17 protein-coding genes are annotated in these 20423 nt (G+C 69.3%); 6 read left to right on the top strand and 11 right to left on the bottom strand.

What is annotated here, in order from left to right; all coding sequences use genetic code 11:
• Positions 1-3 precede the first annotated feature (3 nt).
• The 3 genes from DMC61_RS39320 to DMC61_RS39310 form a co-directional block, all read right to left on the bottom strand.
• Positions 4-1551: an alpha/beta hydrolase gene (locus DMC61_RS39320; protein ID WP_125695523.1), complete on the bottom strand. Its 1548-nt coding sequence runs from the start codon at positions 1549-1551 to the stop codon at positions 4-6.
• Between the two features lie 148 nt (positions 1552-1699).
• Positions 1700-3100, bottom strand: a complete 1401-nt coding sequence (locus DMC61_RS39315) for an NAD-dependent malic enzyme (RefSeq protein WP_125695522.1) — start codon at positions 3098-3100, stop codon at positions 1700-1702.
• Positions 3101-3201: 101 nt separating this feature from the next.
• Positions 3202-3384, bottom strand: coding sequence for a hypothetical protein (locus DMC61_RS39310; protein ID WP_016337576.1), 183 nt, complete (start codon positions 3382-3384; stop codon positions 3202-3204).
• 93 nt (positions 3385-3477) lie between these two features.
• Here DMC61_RS39310 and DMC61_RS39305 point away from each other — a divergent pair, with 93 nt between their 5' ends.
• Positions 3478-5721: a helicase-associated domain-containing protein gene (locus tag DMC61_RS39305; protein ID WP_125695521.1), complete on the top strand. Its 2244-nt coding sequence runs from the start codon at positions 3478-3480 to the stop codon at positions 5719-5721.
• Between the two features lie 153 nt (positions 5722-5874).
• Here DMC61_RS39305 and DMC61_RS39300 read toward each other — a convergent pair whose 3' ends face one another.
• The 6 genes from DMC61_RS39300 to DMC61_RS39275 all read right to left on the bottom strand — a co-directional run bounded on the left by DMC61_RS39300 (position 5875) and on the right by DMC61_RS39275 (position 12301).
• Positions 5875-6465, bottom strand: coding sequence for a DUF742 domain-containing protein (locus DMC61_RS39300; RefSeq protein WP_125695520.1), 591 nt, complete (start codon positions 6463-6465; stop codon positions 5875-5877).
• Between the two features lie 3 nt (positions 6466-6468).
• Positions 6469-6888, bottom strand: a complete 420-nt coding sequence (locus DMC61_RS39295; protein WP_005156190.1) for a roadblock/LC7 domain-containing protein — start codon at positions 6886-6888, stop codon at positions 6469-6471.
• Between the two features lie 429 nt (positions 6889-7317).
• A complete protein-coding gene (locus DMC61_RS39290) occupies positions 7318-7926 on the bottom strand; it encodes an ATP/GTP-binding protein (RefSeq protein WP_007033392.1) in 609 nt (202 codons plus the stop codon).
• Complete coding sequence (locus tag DMC61_RS39285) at positions 7907-8692, bottom strand: DUF742 domain-containing protein (protein ID WP_125695519.1); 786 nt, start codon at positions 8690-8692, stop codon at positions 7907-7909. Before DMC61_RS39285 ends, DMC61_RS39290 begins: the two co-directional genes overlap by 20 nt.
• 25 nt (positions 8693-8717) lie before the next feature.
• A complete protein-coding gene (locus DMC61_RS39280; protein ID WP_085939650.1) occupies positions 8718-9176 on the bottom strand; it encodes a roadblock/LC7 domain-containing protein in 459 nt (152 codons plus the stop codon).
• Between the two features lie 20 nt (positions 9177-9196).
• Positions 9197-12301, bottom strand: a complete 3105-nt coding sequence (locus DMC61_RS39275; RefSeq protein ID WP_125695518.1) for a nitrate- and nitrite sensing domain-containing protein — start codon at positions 12299-12301, stop codon at positions 9197-9199.
• A gap of 649 nt (positions 12302-12950) precedes the next feature.
• Here DMC61_RS39275 and DMC61_RS39270 point away from each other — a divergent pair.
• The 5 genes from DMC61_RS39270 to DMC61_RS39250 all read left to right on the top strand — a co-directional run bounded on the left by DMC61_RS39270 (position 12951) and on the right by DMC61_RS39250 (position 17732).
• Positions 12951-13982: an ABC transporter substrate-binding protein gene (locus DMC61_RS39270; protein WP_125695517.1), complete on the top strand. Its 1032-nt coding sequence runs from the start codon at positions 12951-12953 to the stop codon at positions 13980-13982.
• 247 nt (positions 13983-14229) lie between these two features.
• A complete protein-coding gene (locus tag DMC61_RS39265) occupies positions 14230-15234 on the top strand; it encodes an ABC transporter substrate-binding protein (RefSeq protein ID WP_228688255.1) in 1005 nt (334 codons plus the stop codon).
• Positions 15235-15242: 8 nt separating this feature from the next.
• Positions 15243-16013 (top strand): ABC transporter permease, encoded by a 771-nt coding sequence (locus DMC61_RS39260; protein WP_037335622.1) that lies wholly within the window; start codon positions 15243-15245, stop codon positions 16011-16013.
• Positions 16010-16843 carry an ABC transporter permease gene (locus DMC61_RS39255; RefSeq protein ID WP_016337585.1) on the top strand — a complete coding sequence of 278 codons (834 nt, stop codon included), beginning with the start codon at positions 16010-16012 and terminating at the stop codon, positions 16841-16843. Before DMC61_RS39260 ends, DMC61_RS39255 begins: the two co-directional genes overlap by 4 nt.
• Before the next feature lie 19 nt (positions 16844-16862).
• Complete coding sequence (locus tag DMC61_RS39250; protein WP_125695516.1) at positions 16863-17732, top strand: ABC transporter ATP-binding protein; 870 nt, start codon at positions 16863-16865, stop codon at positions 17730-17732.
• 67 nt (positions 17733-17799) lie between these two features.
• Here the strand turns inward: DMC61_RS39250 and mdlC are convergent, their stop codons facing one another.
• Entirely contained in the window at positions 17800-19383 is a 1584-nt protein-coding gene (gene mdlC / locus DMC61_RS39245) for a benzoylformate decarboxylase (protein ID WP_125695515.1), read from the bottom strand.
• Positions 19384-19730: 347 nt separating this feature from the next.
• Positions 19731-20408, bottom strand: coding sequence for a copper homeostasis protein CutC (locus DMC61_RS39240; protein WP_016337588.1), 678 nt, complete (start codon positions 20406-20408; stop codon positions 19731-19733).
• Positions 20409-20423 lie beyond the last annotated feature (15 nt).

Genomic DNA, 20423 nt, shown 5'->3' with positions numbered 1-20423 from the left:
TCCTCAGAACATCCGCTGCTTCGAGCGAACCTCGCCGAGGGCCTTCTCCCGTTCCTGCCGCTGCTCCGGCGTCATCGAGGCGAAGAGCCCGCCCCGGTCCGCGGCGCAGGCCGTGTCGTGGCCGGGACGCTTGCCTTCCACGAAGAACCGGTTGACGGCGTTGTTGCCGCAGGCGTTCTCCGAGCTCAGCCAGACCCCGTGCCCGCCGTCGTCGACCGACACCATCCGCGCCCGGTCGCCCAGCGCGCGCCGCATCTCCCTGGCCCCGCTCAGCGGGGTCGCCGGGTCACGCAGGTTCTGCACCACCAGGATGTTCGACGGGCCCCGGTCGCCGATCCGCACCTGCGGCTCGATCGGCTCGGACGGCCAGTAGGCGCACGCCCAGATGTTCGCCGCGGCGGCGCCGAACATCGGGTACCGCACCCGGTCCTTCTCGACGTTGCGCTGGTAGGCCGCGACGTTCTCCGGCCAGTTCACGTCGTTGCACACCACGTGCAGCTGCGCGGACAGCAGCTGCGCCACGTCGAACTGAGGAGCCTCCGCGGCCTGCTTCACGACGCCTTCGGTGTCGAGCGCCTGCCACTGCTGTGCCAGCGTCGGGAAGGAGGCGGTCGAGTACAGCGCGCCGAACGTCCCCGCCCGGAAGGCCGCGCCGTCCACCCCCGGGACCGCGCCGCCGTCGAGCTTGGCGACGAGCTCGTGGAACTTCGCCGTCACCTGCTGCGGTGTGCGGCCGAGCCGGTAGCTCTCGTGCCGCGCCGCCGCCCACTTCGCGAAGTCCGGGAAGCGGTCCTGGAACCCCTCCGCCAGCCGTCGGGACCCGGTCGTGTCGAGCCCGCCCGGACCGGTCGCGCTGTCGAGCACGATGCGATCGGTCTGCCGCGGGAACAGCGTCGAATACACGGCGCCCAGGTACGTGCCGTACGAGACGCCGTAGTACGAGAGCTTCTTCTCGCCCAGGGCCTCACGGATGCGGTCCATGTCGCGGGCGGTGTTGGCAGTGGTGATGTACGGCAGGTTCGCGGCCGTCTTCGAGTCGGCGCACTGCTTCGCGACGCCCTTCACGTACTCGGCGCGCTCCGCCACCGCCGCGGCGTCACGGGCGTACGGCGGGACGTTGCTGACCTGCTGCTCTGGCTTGAGGTCGCAGGTCACCGGCGTGCTGCGGCCGATCCCGCGCGGATCGAAGCCGATGATGTCGTACGCGTCGAGCACACTCGACGGCATGCCCGCCGACCGCAACCCGGCCGGCATCGTGAGCCCGGGCCCGCCGGGGCCGCCCGGGTTGGTGAGCATGATGCCGCGCCGCTTCGCCGGCTTGGTGCTGGCGAGCTTGGAAATGGCGACATCGATGGTCTTCCCGCCCGGGTCCCGGTAGTCGAGCGGGACCTTCAAGGTGGCGCATTGCACGCCGGGCGCGGCCACGCCCTCCGGGCACGGCCCCCAGTTGACCGACGAAACCGCGGCGGACGCCGTGGCCGGTACGAGTACCGCCATGGTGACCGCCGCGGCGGTGAGTGTCCCGATCCTGCTCAGGACAGAGCGTGTCATCCCCAACCCCCGTCATGATCGACTTCCTGGTCGGAGCCGAGCCTATGAGCGGGCCATCGGCGGAGTCGTCACCCTGAAGTCGGCCTCGAGGTCGGTCTCAGTGATGACGGCGCCGCCGAATGGAGCAAGGGACCTTTGCTACCACGTCCTAGGACTGAGCAGTCTTCGCTGCTTTTGCGGCCTTCTTCACGGCCTCGGCGACCGCGGGCGCGACGGCGTTGTCGAACACGCTCGGCACGATGAACGAAGCGTTCAGCTTGCCGTTGTCCACGACGTCCGCGATGGCGTCGGCGGCCGCGAGGAGCATCGAGTCGTCGATGTGGTGCGCCTGCGCGTCGAGCAGCCCGCGGAAGACGCCGGGGAACGCGAGCACGTTGTTGATCTGGTTCGGGAAGTCGCTGCGGCCGGTGGCGACCACGGCGGCGTGCTTCTGCGCCTCCAGCGGGTCGATCTCCGGGTCCGGGTTGGCCAGCGCGAACACGACGGCGTCGGATTTCATGGTCGCGACCTGCTCGGCCCCGAACAGGTTCGGCGCGGAGACCCCGATGAACACGTCGGCGCCGACGAGCGCCTCGTGCAGCGTGCCCGCCTGCTGCTCCTTGTTCGTGTGCCCCGCGATCCAGGTCAGGTTCTCGTCGAGGTTGCCGCGCTCGGAGTGCACGATGCCGTCGATGTCGGCGGCCACGATGTCGCCCGGGTTCTTGCGCAGCAGCAGGCGGATGATCGCCGAGCCCGCCGCACCGACGCCGCTGACGACGATCTTGCAGTCTTCGATGTTCTTCCCGACCACGCGCAGGGCGTTGCGCAGCGCGGCGACCACGACGATCGCGGTGCCGTGCTGGTCGTCGTGGAAGACCGGGATGTCGAGCTGCTCACGCAGGCGCTTCTCGATCTCGAAGCAGCGCGGCGCGGCGATGTCCTCGAGGTTGATGCCCGCGTACACCGGCGCGAGCGCCTTCGCGATCATGATGATCTCTTCGGTGTCCTGGGTGTCCAGGCAGACCGGCCACGCGTCGACGTCGGCGAACTTCTTGAACAGCGCCGCCTTGCCCTCCATCACCGGCAGCGCGGCGGCCGGGCCGATGTTGCCCAGCCCCAGCACCGCGGAGCCGTCGGTGAGCACCGCGACCGTGTTGCGCTTGATGGTCAGGCGGCGCGCGTCCTCGGGGTTCGCCGCGATCGCCTGGCACACACGGGCGACACCCGGCGTGTACGCGCGGGAGAGGTCGTCACGGTTGCGGAGCGCGACCTTGGGGGTGACCTCGATCTTGCCGCCGAGGTGGATCAGGAACGTCCGGTCGGAGATCTTGCGCACGCGGACGCCCGGCAGCGAGTCCAGGGTCTGCGTGATGTCCTGCGCGTGGTTCTCCGACAGGGCGTTGGCGCTGATGTCGACGACGATCGAGTCGGGGTGCGACTCGACGACGTCGAACGCGGTCAGCACGCCGCCGACCCGGCCGACGGCGGTCGTCAGGTCGCCCGCCGCGGTGGACGACGCGGGGGCCTCCACCCGGACGGTGATCGAATATCCGGGACCGGGAACCGGCATGGCACTACCCCCGCTGAGGAAAGCTCGAATAGGTCGATCGAAAACCTACTCCCGTGACGACCGCCACGAACCCTCGCAGGGGGTAACCCGTCGGTAGCTTCTTACCGGTTGATCTCGGTCTCGGGGTGCACGTACGGCACCGTGTCGAGGGGGAAGGTCACGTCGCCGAACGGGGACAAGGCGCCCTGCCGATCGGACGCGAGCTCGGTGACGGGGTGCTCCCCGTCCTCACCGGGCCACGTGGGGTCGATGCCCGCGCGCTTCTTGTTATCGCCCTTCGCCACAACGTCCTCCAGAGCATGGTCAAGCCGTTCTCGAGGGACAGTCTGCCCGAACGCGGCTGCCGGGCCACCACCCGCCCGGTATCCTGGTCGTCTATGCCCGCGCCATCCCTGGCGGACTGGCTGCGCCAGGAGTCCGACGACGCCCTCGCCGCGCTGCTGCGCACGCGTCGCGACCTGTCCACGCCGCCCCCGTCCGACACCATCGTGCTCGCCACCCGGGCAGGCACGCCGGGCTCCGTCGCGCGTGCGTGTGAAGACCTCGACACCTTTACCCTCGCCGTCCTCGACGCCCTGCTGCTGGCCGGAGCGGACACCGGACCGGTCGCCGCGGCCGAGGTCGCGCGGCTCGTGGGCAGGGAGATCGGCGAACCGCTGGCGTTGTTGCGCAAACGGGCACTGGTCTGGGGCGAGGACGACGCGCTGCGCGTCCCGCCGTCGGCCCGCGACGCGCTCGGCCCCTTCCCCGCCGGGCTCGGGGCGTCGTCCCCCGCGCTCGCCGGAGCGGACATCGAGGCCGCGCTCGCGGAGGTCGGCGAGGACGAACGCGCCCTGCTGACGACGCTGGCCGCCGGGCCGCCGATCGGCCGCACCCGCGACGCGTCGGCGGACGTCCCGCTGGAGCGGGCGCAGAACCCCGTCCAGCGCCTCCTCGCCCGGGGGTTACTGCTGCGCCGGGACGATCAGACCGTCGAGCTGCCGCGTGAGATCGGGATCGCGCTGCGCGGCGGGGTGGTGTTCGAGCAGGCGTCGCTGCGCGAACCGGAACTCCCCGTCCATCCGCATCAGCAGTCCACTGTGGACACGACGGCGGCCGGCGAGGCGATGGAGTTCTTGCGCCAAACCGAAAACATGCTCCGCGCCTGGTCCGAAACGCCGCCACCGGTGCTGAAGTCCGGCGGGCTCGGAGTCCGCGAACTGAAGAAGCTCGCGAAGGATCTCGACGTCGACGAGGCGCGGGTGACCCTGCTGGCGGAGATCGCGGTCGGCGCCGGTCTGGTGGCCGACAGCGAAGCGACCACACCGGAATGGGTGCCGACGACACTCACGGATTCGTGGCTCGCGTCGCCGACCGCGCAGCGCTGGATGACGGTCGCGCAGGCCTGGCTCGAACTGCCCCGGCTGCCCGGCCTCGCCGGCGGACGGGACGCGAAGGACAAGCCGATCGCGCCGTTGTCGGAGGATCTGCGCCGTCCGCTGGCGCCCACTTCGCGGCGCCGGATCCTCCTCGCGCTGGCGGCGCTGCCCGAGGGCGCAGGCGTGAAGAGCACCGACGAACTGGTCGCCGCGCTCGCCTGGCGCGCACCGAGGCGGGGCGGGCGGCTGCGGGACGAGACCGTGCGCTGGACGATGGCCGAGGGGACCGCGCTCGGCCTGATCGGGCTCGGCGGGCTCACCACGGCGACCCGGGCGCTGCTGGCCGAGGATCGCCCAGGGGCGATCGAGGCGATGCTCGACGCGCTGCCGCGTCCGGTGGACCACGTGCTCGTCCAAGCGGACCTGACCGTCGTCGCGCCGGGTCCGCTGGAGGCCGAACTCGCGGCCGAGATGGCGGCTGTCGCCGACATCGAATCGGCCGGGCACGCGACCGTCTACCGGATCACCGAGACGTCCGTGCGGCGCGCGCTCGACACCGGGCGGACCGCGGGCGAACTGCATCAGCTGTTCACGTCGAAGTCGGCGACGCCGGTGCCCCAATCGCTGAGCTACCTCATCGACGACGTCGCGCGGCGGCACGGACGGCTGCGCGGCGGGGCCGCCGAGTCGTTCCTGCGCTGCGACGACGCGTCGCTGCTCGCCGAGGTCATGGGGAGCCCCGTCGCGACCGAGTACGGCTTGCGCATGATCGCGCCGACCGTGCTCATCAGCGCGTACCCGCTCGCCGAAGTCCTCGACGCGCTCCGCGCCGCCGGGTTCGCTCCGGCCGCCGAAGGCCCCGACGGACGCGTCATGGACATCAGGCCGTCCGGCCGCCGCCTGCCCGCGAAGGCGCGTGCCGCGCGTCGCGCGCCTGGGGAGCCTGCCGGACTGACGGACGAGCAGGTGGGCAAGATCGTCGCGCACGTCCGGGCCGGTGACGCCGCTTCGGCGCGCCGCCGGGGCGAGACGGTGCGCGCGCCGCAGGGTGGCGGCGCCGGGGACACTTCCGCGACGCTGGCGCTGCTGTCGCAGGCGACCATCGAGCGGCGCGAGGTGTGGATCGGGTTCGTCGACTCACGCGGGACGGCGAGCCAGCGCGTGGTGCGGCCGCTGCGGGTCGGCGGCGGGGTCCTCGAAGGGACCGACAACGAGCGCTACCCGCTGCACCGGATCACGTCGGCCGCCCTCGTCGAAGACTGACCACTCCCCGCATTTAGAGGACGAAATGCGGGGAGTCAGGCACCGTGAAGCGATGTCCTGAAGGCCACCCTTGAGACATCTAACGTCCTGAAGGTGGCCTTCAGGACAGCCGAGAGCACCGGTGCGCATTTAGAGGACGAAATGCAGGAGGGGTCAGAGGGCCCGAAGGCCTTGAAGCACCCGTTCCATGAAAGCGCGCGAAGAGGAATCCCCGAGGATCAGCTCCGTCTGGTGGATCAGCACCAGCCCGGCGTCCGCCATGTCGCCCACGAGCACCTTCACCACGCCCAGCGGCAGCCGCAGATGCGCGGCGATCTCCGCGATCGAGCGGGTGTCCAGGCAGAGGTCGCAGATCTGCCGGTGTTCGGGGGTCCGCACGCCGCGGTACCGGCGGCCGTCCTCGCTGGTCGACACCAGCGCCTCCAGCGCCAGGTCGTGCGCGGTGCGGGTGCGCCCGCCGGTGCGGGTGTAGGGCCGGACCCGGGAGCCCGAAGCCGGAGGCAGGTAGACCGAAGCGGGCGCGACGTCAGCGGGCGCGGACCGCGGAGGCGATTGACGGATCGGCGAAGGCATCGAAGCGGGAGGCGCCGGCTCGGGAGGCGGCGCGGGCGGACGCCGCGGCATCACCGTGCTGATCGAGCTCAGCTCGAACCGGCTCGGCGAATCGAAGGCCTCGCGTTCGGTGCCCTGATAGAGGGAGTCCCAGCCGGAGGGGTCCGGTTCGGTGAATCCGCTGATCTTCATCGGTCACCCACGTACGCCGCCCTGCAGCTGCGCCCGCAGCTCGGGGGTGATCTGCTGGCCGACCCGCTCGACGAGCAGCGTCATCTCGTAGGCCACGGTGCCGATGTCGCAGGTCGGCGCGGCCAGCACGGCGAGTGACGAGCCGTCGGCGACCGACATGAGGAAGAGGTAGCCGCGTTCCATCTCGACGACGGTCTGGTTGACCCCGCCCGCGTCGAAGCAGCGGGCCGCGCCGGCGGTGAGGCTGATCAGGCCGGAGGCGACCGCGGAGAGCTGTTCGGCCCGTTCCTGCGGCAGCCCGTCCGACGGCGCGAGGAGAAGCCCGTCCGCGGAGACCAGCACGGCGTGTGCCGCACCGGGAACCCGGCGCGCGAAATCCGTGATGAGCCAGCCGAACGAGCTCTGCTGCCCGGATGCCGTCACAAGTCCCTCCTCGCTGCGTCAAGACCACCTGGGCGGCGTGGTCCGGGCGTCTCCCGCCCACCAGCACCGATCCCGGTGCCGACGAGCCGAAAGACGCCTCCACCCAGCGTATTCGTCCCGTCGATCGTGTCGAGCCCGCCACCCGGCCGACCGCGTTAACCGAACGTAAACGTCCAGCCGCTCACCGCGTCGACACATCGTGAACCACGCATTCGTGGGTCACCCTGTGGTGGCCTGGCGCGACCAGGTGTGAACCGGCGTCCGCGCAGGTCACCGACGTCGCGGCCACTCGATCGGGGGTCACCGCCGCCGGAACGCGTGAAAGGGGTCGCCCCGCGTTCGATCCGACCGGTGACGCCACTCCCCGAAGCGGGTGAAGCCTGCCGAGTTCACTCCAACGGCCGCATCCGCTCCGGGCTTTTGTCCCTTTTACCCCGCGCGCAACGCCGAATCGTGTGCGATGGCGTGCTGCACGACCGAGATCAACACCTGCTTGGCGGACTCACGTTCCCGCGCGTCACAGGCCATGATCGGCACGGACGGCGAGATCGTCAGCGCGTGCCGGACGTCCTCGATCTGGTGGTGCAGCAGCCGGTCGAAGCAGTTGATCGCCACGACGTACGGCAGCTTCCGGTTCTCGAAGAAGTCGATCGACGGGAACGCGTCGGCGAGCCGCCGCGTGTCGACCAGCACGACGGCACCGATGGCGCCGACCGCGAGGTCGTCCCACATGAACCAGAACCGGTGCTGGCCCGGCGTACCGAACACGTACAGCACCAGATCCGAGTCCAGCGAAATCCGGCCGAAGTCCATGGCCACGGTCGTCGTCGACTTGTTCGGGGTGGCCGAATTGTCGTCGACGCCGGTACTGGCCTCGGTCATCATGGCCTCGGTGGTCAGCGGATCGATCTCCGAAACCGCTCCGACCAGCGTGGTCTTCCCCGAGCCGAATCCGCCAGCGACCACGATCTTGGCCGACGAAGTCGGTCCGGTCACCTGCGGCGCATTCGCGTCGGAGTCAAATTCTCCGAAGCCCACTGAGCACCCTCTCCATGAACTCGATACTCGGCCGGTCACCCACGTTCTGGCTGGCGGTGTGCACCAGGACCAGACCGAGGCCGGCCACGTCTCCGATCAGCACCCGGACCACGCCGAGCGGCAGGCGCAACAGCGCCGCGACTTCGGCGACGGACCGGGTGTCCAGGCAAAGGTCGCAGATCGACCGGTGTTCGGGGACGCGTACCCGGTCGAGCACACGTCCCTGTTCGCTGGTCGAGATCAACGCCTCGATGGCAAGGTCGTACGTCGGCTTGGTCCGGCCCCGCGTGCGGAAATACGGCCGGACCAGGCCGGAGGATTCGACGTCGGTGGTGTACTGCTCGTCGACGTACTCGTTCTGCGCCTGCTGCGGCAGGGCCGCGCCGAGCGGGTCGGCGGCGGCCGCCGCCGCCCGGCGCTCCTCCTCCTTGTCGAAGGAGAACTTGGCGAACTCGCCCGAGTCGTAGAGCGGGCCGCTGCCACCACCGAACAGCTCCGCCCCCGGCCCGCCGAGCAGGCGTTCCCGGTAGTCCGAGACGCTGAAGTCGGCGGGTCCCTGACCCGCGTTCGAATCGGTCAGCCAGCGGGAGGCCTCGTCCGGGGACACGGGGTCGTTGTCCGCCCCCTGTGCCCGCCTCGATCGCCATTCGCGGTCGACCCGGTCCCGGAAGGACGTCCAGTCCTCCCGGCCGTCGTCTCGTTCCGACCACCCGCCGGAGAAGTCGTCACCGAGCCGGCCATCGCCCCTCAAGCGCCCGTCGTCCACGGCATTCTCCTCGGTTCCCGGTCGCTCAGCGGCGGACCGACGCGCCCTGCAGCTGCGCGCGCATCTCCGGTGTCAGCTGTTGCCCCACCCGTTCCACCAGCAGGGTCATCTCGTAGACGACCAAGCCGATGTCGCTCTCCGGCGATCCGAGGACCGCCAGGCAGGAACCGTCGGACACCGACATCAGGAAGAGGAAGCCGTTGGCCATCTCGACCACCGTCTGCGCGACCGTGCCGCCCTCGAACACCTTCGCCGCACCGCGCGCGAGGCTCGTGAGCCCCGACGCGACCGCGGCCAGCTGATCGGCCCTGTCCTTGGGAAGTCCCTTCGAGGACGCCAGCAGCAACCCGTCCGCCGACACCACCACGGCATGCGCCGCGCCCGGGACCCGGTGCACGAAATCCGTGATCAGCCAGGCAAAGCTGCTCGTGTGTCCTTTACCCTGCGCCTGGCCGCCAGGCTGCGCCGGACCACCCGGCTGCATCGCACCCGCCCGTGTCACTGTCACTCCTTACTGCTGTCATCGGCAGAGGTATCCCTGCCGGTCACCGGAACGCCGTTGTCATCCAGCGCATCGAGCGGGCGTTCCTTCAACGCGTGCCGTCCCGACGTGTAGCCCTTCTGGAAGCTTGCCATCCGACTCCGTGCCGCCGTCGCCGAGCGGGCGATCGCGCCCGTGCCCGGCATTCCGGAGGTCTTGTCGGCGAACGAGTCTTCCTTCTTCGGCTCGTTCCCGCCGATCGAGCCGGGGACGAGGTACTGGTTCGGCACCCGTTTGGGCAGGCCCGCCGGGGTGATCTCGTCGTTCCGGTCTTCGTACAGGACCTGCGCCGCCTGCCAGCCGTCGTCCGACGCGCTGCGCCAGCCATTGTCCTGGAGCACCGTCTCCGGCGGAACACTCCGTGGCGTCCGAGTGGGCAATGCCTCTCCGGAAGTGTCCTCGGCCGCGGGTTCCGCCGCTTCGGCGCCACCATTGGGGGTCCGCACGGGCAGTTCGGACTCGACCGGCTCGGTGTACGTCGTCGGGGAGTCGCCCCCGGTCTCGTCACCTTCGCTGAACCAGCGCGAGAGCACCGACTGGTAGATCGGCAGCCGCCGGGTGGGGACGTCGTCATCGAGCGCCGACTTTCCGGCGTCGGAGGACTCCTCCGGCTTGCTCGGCGGCTCGACCGGCGTGTACTTCGGCTCCCGCTTCGGCAGCACCAGCGACGCGAACTGGGTGTCGGTGCCGCTGGAGGCGCCGTCGCCGTTCGCCGGCGAGATGTCTTCGGCCGTCGGCCACGCCGGGGTCTCTTCGGCGGGGGACGCGGGGCTGAGGAACGGCCCGGCCGCGTTCTTGCCCGCGACCAGGTCGTCGAGGCTGATCGGCTGGTCGAGCGGGACGAGCCCGCCCTGCGACGCGACCGGTTGCGGAGCGGCCGGCGGCTTCGACGGCGGCGGAGGAGTCATCTCCAGGCCGCGGTCGGAGGCGGGGATGTTCGGCAGCGAGGACGACATCTCGGACACCGACGGCATCGAAGGCATCGACGTCTCCGAGCGGTTCGCCGGCGGCGGGGTGTTGCGCGCGCCGGGCCGCATCTGCGTGAGCAGCTCGGCGGGCACGACGACCCGCGCGATCACGCCGCCCTCGATGTCCTCGTTCTCCCGGAGCCGGACCTCGATGCCGTGGCGGCGCGCCAGGCGCGCGACCACGTACAGGCCCATCCGCCGGGTCACCGAGACGTCCAGGTCCGGCGGGTCGGCCAGGCGCTGGTTGACCTCGGCGAGCCGCTCCTCGGTCATGCCGACACCGTGGTCGGTGACCTGGATGGCGAGCGCCTTCTTGCGGGTGATCACCGCGCGGACGGTCACCTTCGTCTCCGGCTCGGAGAAGTAGGTGGCGTTGTCCAGCAGTTCCGCGAGCACGTGCACGAGGTCGTGGATCGTCAGGCCCTGGACGGCGACCTCGGGGACGATCCCGATCTCGATCCGGGCGTACTGCTCGATCTCCGAGACCGCGGCGCCGATGACGTCGGCGGCGGGCACCGGCTTGGGCACCGACTTCGCGAGACCGGCACCCGAGAGCACCAGGAGGCTTTCACCGTTGCGGCGCAGCCGCGTGGCGAGGTGGTCGAGCTCGAACAGGCTGGCCAAGTGGTCCGGGTCCTGCTCGTCGGCCTCCAGCCGGTCGATCACGCCGAGCTGGCGTTCCACCAGCCGCTGCGACCGGCGGGACAGGTTCACGAAGATGCCGTTGACGTTCTCGCGCAGGAGGGCCTGTTCGGCGGCCATCTTGACGGCCTGCTCGTGGACGACGTCGAACGACCGCGCCACCTCACCGATCTCGTCACGCGACGTGACGGGCACCGGTTCGACCGACCGCTTCGACGCGTTGACCGGGTCCGGGTCGTCGAGGATCGCTTGCACGGTTTCCGGCAGTCGTGTGTAGGCCACGTCGAGCGCCGTCTTCCGCAGCACCCGCAGCGGGCGCAGCATCAGGCGGGCGATGACGAGCATCAGGAACAGCGCCGCGAGCAGCGCCAGCAGCACGACCGCGCCGCCGATCCAGGCCGAGTTGATCGCGTCGGTGGCCAGGCCGTCGGCCTGTGCCCGCAGCTGACCGAGCAGATTGGTCTCGACCGCGCGCAGCTTGTCCAGCGCGACGCGGCTGTCGTTGCCGAGGGCGACGTTGTCGATCGCCGGCGGCTCGTTCTGCTGGTGCAGCGAGAACGCCATCGTGGTGATCCGGCGGCGGTCGTCGACCTCGGGACCGGAGAAGGTGTCCGAATAAAGCTGCCGCTGTTCGGGGCTGGCGTTGTTGAGGAACGCCGCCGTCGAGGCGTCACCGCTGGCGACCGCCGAACGCGCCTGGTCGAACAGGTCGCCGGGGAAGCCGGAGCGGAAGGAGGCGATCAGCAGCGCCGCGTCACCGCGGGCGATGAACTCCTTGCTCTCACTGATGGCCTGCACGGTGACGCCGAGGCGGAGCACGTCGCGGTTCGCCACCGCGGTGGTCACCTCGCGGCCGAGCTGGACCAGCGAGTCGAGGATGCCGGAGTAGGCGATGAGGATCGGGGTGTCGCCCAGCAGCGAGGTGTTCATCGCGCCGCGCAGCGGGCGCAGGGCGTCGAGCCGCTGCAGACCACGCGCGTAGCGGTCCCTCGTGTCCTGATCGTCCGGGTTGATCTGGTTCGCCGAGGCACGCAGGTCGTCGACGGCGCGGTCGACCTTGGCGATCTGCGCGTCGAGGCCGTTCTGGCGCGACGGGTCACCGGAGGCGATCTTGGCGACGGCGAGCGCGCGTTCGCTCTGCAGCTCGTGCACCACGAGGGTGATCTTGTCGGCGAACGCGACCTGGTCGGCCGTGTCCTGGAACCGGGCCGCTTCGCTGCTGTCGTCGATCACGCGGAGCGTGCCGAGCGCGAGCGCGGTCAGCGTCGGAATGATCAGGACGGCCGCGAGCTTCGATCGCAGACGCCAGTTACGCAGGCCCAGGAACGACCCGGCCTTCCCACCAGGACCGTCTCCGGTTTCCCGCGCAGGGGTCCCTCCCACCCCCGCGGTGTCTTCGTTCGGCACCGCCGCACCACCATCATCTTCATTCGGGCCGGGAAAGCCCATTTTGGACATGCCGTTCTGCTGCTGCCTGGGTCGGTTGTCGGGGACCACTACCCGCACGCTCCTGCCACCCGGCAGGGAGACGTTGAACGCGAGTGCTCACTCTGACGAATGAGGAAGTCGTCTTTGACGCAGTCTCTCAAGTGCACTTGGCCGAAATCCCGCCTGACGTCATTGGTCTATTCGGCCTAACCCGCCAGTGCGCGGGCGCGCACCAGTGAAGCACGGTCGTGTCCGACATCAGGATCGCGTTCGACACAGAGTGCCTTGCACCTCGGGAAAGGTCCAGAGCGTTCGGCCATCCAAGGCACTCTCTTTCACTACATCAGTGGTCCACACCTCACTACCGGTGCATGAGGGTAGCGAACGGGCGGCCCAGATGTAACCCTTCGGTCAAGACCTGCAAGTAAGCCCCGGACGGGTCTTGACCCGTTGACACTCAATCGTCAACAACTCCCCGCCCCGAACACGCCCAGTTGTGTTCACTTCTGACAAACAACCTGTTCGGGTGATCGTTACCACTTGGGATCATGGGATGACCACCCATTGTGAGCACAGTGTGTGTTCTCTACAGTGGGCCCGTGACTCGACAAAGAGTCACTTCCGAATTCCACATCAGGCCACGTCATCACGTGTCCTCCCCCTCGATCAGGAGCACCACTTGCTTTCGAAGAAGGCCTTGAGCGCCCGCCTCGGGCGGCCGTCTCGTGGAATGGCGAGGGCGATCGCATTCGCGATGGCGGCCGTCGTCACGACGTCGGTCGGTGGCTGCGGCCTGCTCGGCGGTGACGATTCGTCCTCTTCCGGCGGCTCGGGGAACCTCGAGAAGTCGAAGATCAAGGTCGCCGTGATGTCGACCATCGACCTGGCCCCGCTGCGCCTCGCCCAGGACGGCGGCTACTTCAAGAACGAGGGCCTCGACGTCGAGGCGGTGGAAGCCGCGACCGGTCAGGTCTCGCTGACCAAGCTGATCGGCGGCGAGGTCGACATCGCGTACGCGAGCTACACGCCGTTCTTCATCGCGATGAGCAAGAACACCGCCGACATCAAGCTGGTCGCGGACGCCTCCTCCGCCGGTCCGAAGAGCACGATGCTGGTCACGCTGCCGACGTCGTCGGTGAAGAGCGTCAGCGACCTGGCGGGCAAGAAGATCGGCATCACCGCGCCGAACACCGTGTCCGACACACTGTCCAAATCGGTCATGAAGGACCACGGCGTCGACGCCAGCAAGGTCCAGTGGGTGCCGATCCCGCTGCCGAACGTCGGGACCGCGCTCAAGAACGGCGACATCGACGCCGGCTTCCTGACCGAGCCGTTCATCACCCAGACCGCGAAGCAGGCGGGCACCGTCCCGGTCGTGGACACCGCCACCGGCGCCACCCAGGACTTCCCCACCGCGGGCTACGGCTCGCTCGGCAAGTTCGTGTCGGAGAACCCGAAGACCGTGGCCGCCTTCCAGCGCGCCATGCAGAAGGCCACCCGGGACGCGGCGGACCGCTCCAAGATCGAGCCGCTGCTGGTCAAGTACGCCAAGATCGACCAGGACACCGCCGCACTGACCACGCTGCTGACGTTCCAGTCCACCCTGGACCCCCGCCGCATCCAGCGGGTCCCGGACCTGCTCCTGCAGATGAGCGCGATCCCGACCAAGATCGACGTCGGTCCGATGATCGCGGCGCAGGCCACCAGCTGACGACGCGGCATTACATCTAATAGTCACATTTCTCGGAAATTGATCACTGAAAGTAATGATGTCCAAGCGGGTGATCAGGTGATCGGGCGAATGGCCTAAAATGATCACCCGCTCACGACACCCATTGTGAGCAGGTGGGCAAATCTCTAAGGTGACCGCGTGCCTGGCGGAATGAAGCCACGACACGGATGAAAAAACCCAACGGTGATTCATTGTTTCCGAGGAGCTGGCTTTGTTTCGAAACGCCATGAGCAGGAGCGGTGTACGTAGAGGACGGGGTGCCGTCGGCGTCGCCCTGAGCGCGCTCATGCTGGCCACCTTGGGCGCCTGTGGCGCACTCGGCGGCGAGGACACGTCCAAGGCGTCGGGTGGCGAAGGCGGCCTTGAGAAGCCGAAGATCAAGGTCGCCCTGCTGCCCGTCGTCGACCTCGCGCCGCTGCGGCTGGCGCAGGAGGGCGGCTACTTCAAGGCCGAAGGTCTCGAGGTCGAAGCGGTCGACGCGCCCAGCGGCCAGCAGGCGATGACCAAGATGATCGGTGGCGAGGTCGACATCGCCTTCTCCACCTACATGCCGTTCTTCGTGGCGAAGAGCAAGGGCGCGGCCGACATCAGGCTCGTCGCCGACGCGGTTTCGGCCAGCCCCAAGAGCAACGCGGTCGTCACCGTGCCGACCTCCTCGGTCAAGACGATCAACGACCTCGCGGGCAAGAAGATCGCGATCACCGACAAGAACACCGCCTCCCACCTGCTCACCGTCTCGGTGATGAAGGACCACGGCGTCGACACCAGCAAGGTCCAGTGGGTGCCGATGGCGCTGCCGAACATCGCCTCGGCGCTCGCGGCGGGCCAGGTCGACGCGGGCTACCTGCCCGAGCCGTTCCTGACCCAGGCCTCCAAGGTCGTCGGCGCGACCCCGGTCGTCGACATCTCGACCGGCGCCACCCAGGACTTCCCCCTGGCGGGCTTCGGCGCGCTCGGGTCCTTCGTGGACAAGAACCCCAAGACGCTGGCCGCGTTCCAGCGCGCACTGGGCAAGGCCGTGCGCGACTCGGCCGACCGCTCCAAGATCGAACCCCTCATCGTCAAGTTCGCCAAGGTCGACGCGGAAACCGCTTCACTGCTCACGCTGCCGACGTTCGGGTCCACTCTGGACGCCCGTCGCCTGCAGCGGGTACCGGACCTGCTGCTGCAGACCGGAGTGATCGGGGCCAAGCTCGACGCCGCTCCGATGCTCGCCCCTCAAGCTGGATAAAGGTAAAGGTGTCACGACTTCTCCGTGCCCTTGCCGGTCTGGCCGGTTTCTTCCTCGTGTGGGAAGTGATCGTCCAGGCCGGCCTGGTCCGTAAAGAGTTCCTCCCCCCGCCGTCCGTCGTCCTCGTGACGATCTTCGAACAGTTCGGCGAGACCCAGTTCGTCCGGGACCTGATCGCCACGTTCCTCGCGTGGGCGATCGCCCTGCTGATCGCGGTCGCCATCGCGGTGCCCGCCGGCCTGCTGCTGGGCAGCATCCCCGGCCTGCGCACGGCGACCGCGGTGGTCATCGAGTTCCTGCGGCCGATCCCCGCCGTCGCGCTGATCCCGCTGGTGCTCCTGCTGATCGGCGGCGGGCCCGAGGCGAAGATCACGCTGGCCGTGTACGCCTCGTTGTGGCCCATCATGTTCAACACGATCTACGCGCTCGGCGAGATCGACCCTGTGCTGCTGGAGACCGCGAAAGCCTGCGGTACCAGCAAGTTCCGGACGCTGACGTCGGTGGCGCTGCCGCATACCGCGCCGTTCGTGTTCACCGGGGTGCGGCTGTCCGCCAACATCGCGCTGATCGCGGTGGTCAGTACCGAGTTCCTCGCCGGGGCCAAACTCGGCATCGGCAACTTCATCATGCAGGCCAGCACCGGCTCCACCAGGTTCGACCTCGTGCTCGCCGGCACCGTGGTGGTCGGCGCGCTCGGCTTCCTCATCAACGGCGGGCTCGAGATGATCGGCAGGCGGGCGTTCCGCTGGAGCACGGTCGACCGGGAGGCGGTCTCGTGACGACCCTCACGCTGACCAGCCGCGTCGGCAGGCGCGTCGGCCGGGGTATCGGCATCCTCGTCCGCAACTGGCTGCTCTTCTTCGCCCTGCTCGGCCTCTGGGAGCTCGCGACCCGGCTCGCGGAAAGCCCGTTCTTCCCGCCGCCGAGCGAGATCCTGAACGCCTCGGTGAAGCTGTGGTTCACCGGCCCGGCCTCGCAGCTGTTCCTGACCGACACCGTGTTCGACAACGTGCTCCCGAGCCTCGGCCGGACGCTCGGCGGCTGGCTGCTGGCCGGCGCGTTCGGTGTCGCGCTGGGTGTCCTCTTGGGACGGTCCAAGCACGGGATGGACTACGTCGGGCCGCTTTTCGCGTTCTTCCGCTCGGTACCGCCGCCCGCGCTGATCCCGGTGTTCATCGTCCTTTTCGGACTCGGGCCGGGGATGCAGACCGGGTCGATCATCTTCGGCGCGATCTGGCCGGTGCTGCTCAACACCGTGGACGGCGTCCGGTCGGTGGACCAGGTGAAGATCGACACCGCGAAGTCGTTCCGGACGCCGCGGTCGTACTGGGTGCGCTCGATCGTGCTGCCCGCCGCGGGGCCGAAGATCTTCGCGGGCCTGCGGCTCAGCCTGTCCATTTCCCTGCTGCTGATGGTGATCTCGGAGCTGGTCGGCTCCTACAACGGCATCGGCCGCTCCCTGATGGACGCCCAGCAGGCGTTCGACTTCCCGCTCATGTGGTCGTGGCTGGTCCTGCTCGGACTGCTCGGCTTCGGGTTCAACGCGGCCTTCCTCGCGGTGGAGCAGAGAGTGCTTCGCTGGCAGCCCACCCGCAACGGCCGTATCTAGCTTTCGAAGGGTCAGCAAGATGTCAACCATGCTCGAAGTCTCCGGGCTGAACCACCGGTACGGCGCGGGAGAAAAGGCGCACGTCGCGGTCAACGACCTGTCGTTCACCGTCGAGGCGGGACAGCTCGCGAGCATCGTCGGCCCGTCGGGCTGCGGCAAGTCCACGCTCCTGCGCTGCATCGCCGGGCTGATCAAGCCGACGTCCGGCCGCGTCAGCCTGCACGGCGACGACGTCTCCGGCGTGCCGGAGGATCTGGCCGTCGTGTTCCAGGACTACAGCCGCTCGCTGTTCCCGTGGCTTTCGGTCGCGAAGAACGTCGAGTTCCCCCTGCGGTGGCGCAATTTGAGCCGCACGGAGCGCCGGACGCGGGCGCAGGAGGCACTGGAGTCGGTCGGCCTGTCCGGAGTCGGTTCGAAGTTCCCGTGGCAGCTCTCGGGCGGTATGCAGCAGCGCGTGTCGATCGCGCGGGCGCTGGCCAGCCGTCCCGCGCTGCTGCTGATGGACGAGCCGTTCGCTTCGGTCGACGCGCAGACGCGGTTCGAACTCGAAGACCTGACGCGGCGCGTGCAGCGCGAGAACGGGAGCACGGTCCTCGTCGTCACGCACGACATCGACGAGAGCGTCTACCTGTCGGACCGGGTGCTGGTGCTGTCGAAGTCGCCCGCGAAGATCGTCGCCGACCTGCCGGTCGGGCTGCCCGCGGAGCGGGACCAGATCACCACGCGCGAGTCCGCCGAGTTCGTGACGCTGCGGGGTGAGGTCGCGCGGCTGCTGCACGGTGGTGCCCCGGAAGCGGCCGCCGCCGCTTCGGACGCGGCCGAGTACGAGCTGGCGCAGCAGGAAGCTGCTGCCGATGCCGAAGCCGAGGCGCGCGCCAAGAGTTCCTGACGCGTGCGATGAAAGGTCCTTTCCTTGCAAAATTTGCGAGGAAAGGACCTTTCATTGCGTGTACGGCTCAGTACAGCGTGCGCGGGTTAGCGTCGATGCGGACGTGCACCAGATGCGGCCGCTCGTCCGGCAGCGCGGCCTCCAGCGCCGGCTTGAGGTCTTCGGCCTTCTCGACGACCGACGTGTTCAGCCCCAGGCTCTTCGCCAGCGCGGGGAAATCGATGCCGCCGAGGTCGACGCCCGGCACCTTCTCCCCGCCCGCGGCCTCGCCGAGGATGCGCACGGCGGCGTACTGCGAGTTGTCGAAGATCACGAACGTCACCGGCAGGTTGTGCTGCGCCGCCGTCCACAGTGCCTGGACGCAGTACATGCTCGACCCGTCGCCGAGGATCGCGACGACCTTGCGGTCCGGGCGGGCCAGCGCGGCGCCGACGGCGGCCGGGAGACCGTAGCCGAGGGTGCCGCTGGCGACGGTGAGGAAGCCGGTGTCGGTGGACTTGATCGGCAGGTGGTCGTGCAGGTCGTTGCGGTGGCTCGGGGTCTCCTCGACGACGATCGCGTCGTCCGGCAGGACTTCCGAGATCACGGAGTAGGCGAAGGCCGGGGTGATCGGCGTGACCGCGGCGGGCTTTTCCAGCCTGGTGCGGGGTTTCGGCGCTTCCCGCGGCGCGGCGCGGTCCAGCAGCGCGCGGATCGCGAGCTTCGGCGTCGCGCGGATGCCGGTGCCTTCCGCGGCCCTGGCGAGGATCTGCTCGTCGTCGCTGACCAGGAACAGTGGCGGCAGCGCGGTTTCCGACTCGCCGCGGTACACGTGGTAGGTGAACGCCGGGGCACCGATGACGACCACGAGATCGTGGTCGGTCAGCGCGCTCGCGAGCGCTTTCCGTTCCGGCTGAAGGAATCCGAAGAACTGCGGGTGGTCCTCGGGGAAGGAGCAGCGGGCACCCATCGGCGGCGCCCAGACCCCGGCGCCGACCTTCTCGGCCAGCTCGACGACGTCGGGCACGGCTCCTTCACCGTCGATACCGGGGCCGACCACGATCGCCGGGTGCTCGGCGGCGTCCAGTGCCGACACCAATTCGTCCAAAGCGGACGGATCGGGCGCGAACCCGCGGATCTGCGGCCGGGACACGATCGGCTTCGTGGTCTCGACGTCCCAGTCGTCCACGGGCACCGAGACGAACACCGGACCCATGGGTGCCTGCGTCGCGATGTGGTACGCCCGCGCCAGCGCCGCCGGGACGTCCTCCGCCCTGGCGGGCTCACAGCTCCACTTCACGTACGGCTTGGGGAAGTTCGCCGCCTCGACGGCGCCGAGGAAGGGATCGTCCGGCAGCAACGACCTGGTCTGCTGGCCGGCGAGGATGATCAGCGGGGCGTTGTTGCGGTACGCGGTGAAGATATGTCCGAGCGCGTGCCCGACCCCGCCCGCGGAATGCAGGTTCACCAGCGCCGCGCGCCTGCTCGCGCGGGCGTACCCGTCGGCCATCGCGACGACGGACGCCTCGTGGAGCGCGAGCACGTAGGTGAAGTCGTCGGGCCACTCCGTGAGGAAGGCGATCTCGGTCGTCCCGGGATTGCCGAAAACGGTGGTCAGGCCCAGATCGCGCAGCAGTTCCCTGGTCGCGTCACGTACGGTGCGGGTAGCCATGGCCACACGCTATCTCGTCGGTACCCGATAGTTGAAGATGCAACCTCGTATCACCGTGTGTGGTCTGGACCTGACCCCGTGCGTCCGTCCGGCAGCCCCGCATTTCGTCCTCTGAATGCGGTAGTCGCACGCGCAAGGAACCCCGGTGCGTACGGCCTGTTCCTTGATGCGATGCGGTGAAGCAAGCTATCCGGCGAAAAGTCCGTGAAGGCCTCCTTGCCTACCTTGAGGGTAGGGAAGGAGGCCTTCACGGCATGCCGAAGCGGCGCGGGGTGGAGCCGCACCCCTGGGAAGCCCCGCATTTCGTCCTCTGAATGCGGTAGCCGCACGCGCGAGGAATGCCCGGCCTACTCCTTGACCAGCGCCGCCCATTCGCGCACGGCGGCGACGTCCACATCGGACTCCCAGCCACCCGGCCGGACCGCGCTGCCGACGTGGAACGCGCCGACGCCGCCCGCCCGCAGCAGGTGCACCTGCTGCGCCCGCAGGCCACCGCCGACGAGCAGCCGCGGCCCGTCCTCGCGCCGGGCGAGCCGCTGCAGGACCGAAAGCCCGTGCGCCACCCCGTGCGGATGCCCGGCCGCGAGCACCGTGTCGCAGCCGAGCGCGGTCAGCTGGTCGTAGGCGCGCAACGGATCCCGCGCGCGGTCGATGGCGCGGTGGAACGTCCACGGCAGCCCGTCGAGTTCCTTGACCAGCGTCTCGCAGGCGTCCACGTCGACTTCGCTTTCCAGGTCGAGGAAACCGAAGACGAACTCGCGCGCGCCCGCGTCGATCAGGCGCCCGGCGTCCGCGCGCAGCCCGTCGAGGTCGCCGGCGGCGAAGGACATGTTGTCGCGCAGCATCACCCGCACCGGGAGATCGGTGGCGGCGAGTACGTCGCGCAGCGTCCCGACCGACGGCGTGAGACCGTCGCTGGCCATGTCGCTGACCAGTTCGAGGCGATCGGCCCCGCCCTCCTGTGCGCGCTCCGCGTCCACCGCGGTCAGCGCGATCACTTCCAGCAGGCCGGTTTTCGGGCTCATGGACCTTCCAATTCG

It is taken from the genome of Amycolatopsis sp. WAC 04169 (assembly GCF_003947535.1).
GTDB lineage: Bacteria > Actinomycetota > Actinomycetes > Mycobacteriales > Pseudonocardiaceae > Amycolatopsis > Amycolatopsis keratiniphila.
Note: the sequence above shows the minus strand (reverse complement) of the source record. Positions and strands in the feature narration are given on the sequence as shown.

Excerpts from the sequence above, each read along its gene's own strand:
- DMC61_RS39275 (WP_125695518.1), bottom strand. The coding sequence starts at position 12,301 with ATGTCCAAAATGGGCTTTCCCGGCCCGAATGAAGATGATGGTGGTGCG.
- DMC61_RS39315 (WP_125695522.1), bottom strand. The coding sequence starts at position 3,100 with ATGCCGGTTCCCGGTCCCGGATATTCGATCACCGTCCGGGTGGAGGCC.
- DMC61_RS39300 (WP_125695520.1), bottom strand. The coding sequence starts at position 6,465 with ATGAAGATCAGCGGATTCACCGAACCGGACCCCTCCGGCTGGGACTCC.
- mdlC (WP_125695515.1), bottom strand. The coding sequence starts at position 19,383 with ATGGCTACCCGCACCGTACGTGACGCGACCAGGGAACTGCTGCGCGAT.
- DMC61_RS39305 (WP_125695521.1), top strand. The coding sequence starts at position 3,478 with ATGCCCGCGCCATCCCTGGCGGACTGGCTGCGCCAGGAGTCCGACGAC.
- DMC61_RS39240 (WP_016337588.1), bottom strand. The coding sequence starts at position 20,408 with ATGAGCCCGAAAACCGGCCTGCTGGAAGTGATCGCGCTGACCGCGGTG.
- DMC61_RS39320 (WP_125695523.1), bottom strand. The coding sequence starts at position 1,551 with ATGACACGCTCTGTCCTGAGCAGGATCGGGACACTCACCGCCGCGGCG.
- DMC61_RS39265 (WP_228688255.1), top strand. The coding sequence starts at position 14,230 with ATGAGCAGGAGCGGTGTACGTAGAGGACGGGGTGCCGTCGGCGTCGCC.
- DMC61_RS39250 (WP_125695516.1), top strand. The coding sequence starts at position 16,863 with ATGTCAACCATGCTCGAAGTCTCCGGGCTGAACCACCGGTACGGCGCG.
- DMC61_RS39280 (WP_085939650.1), bottom strand. The coding sequence starts at position 9,176 with ATGCAGCCGGGTGGTCCGGCGCAGCCTGGCGGCCAGGCGCAGGGTAAA.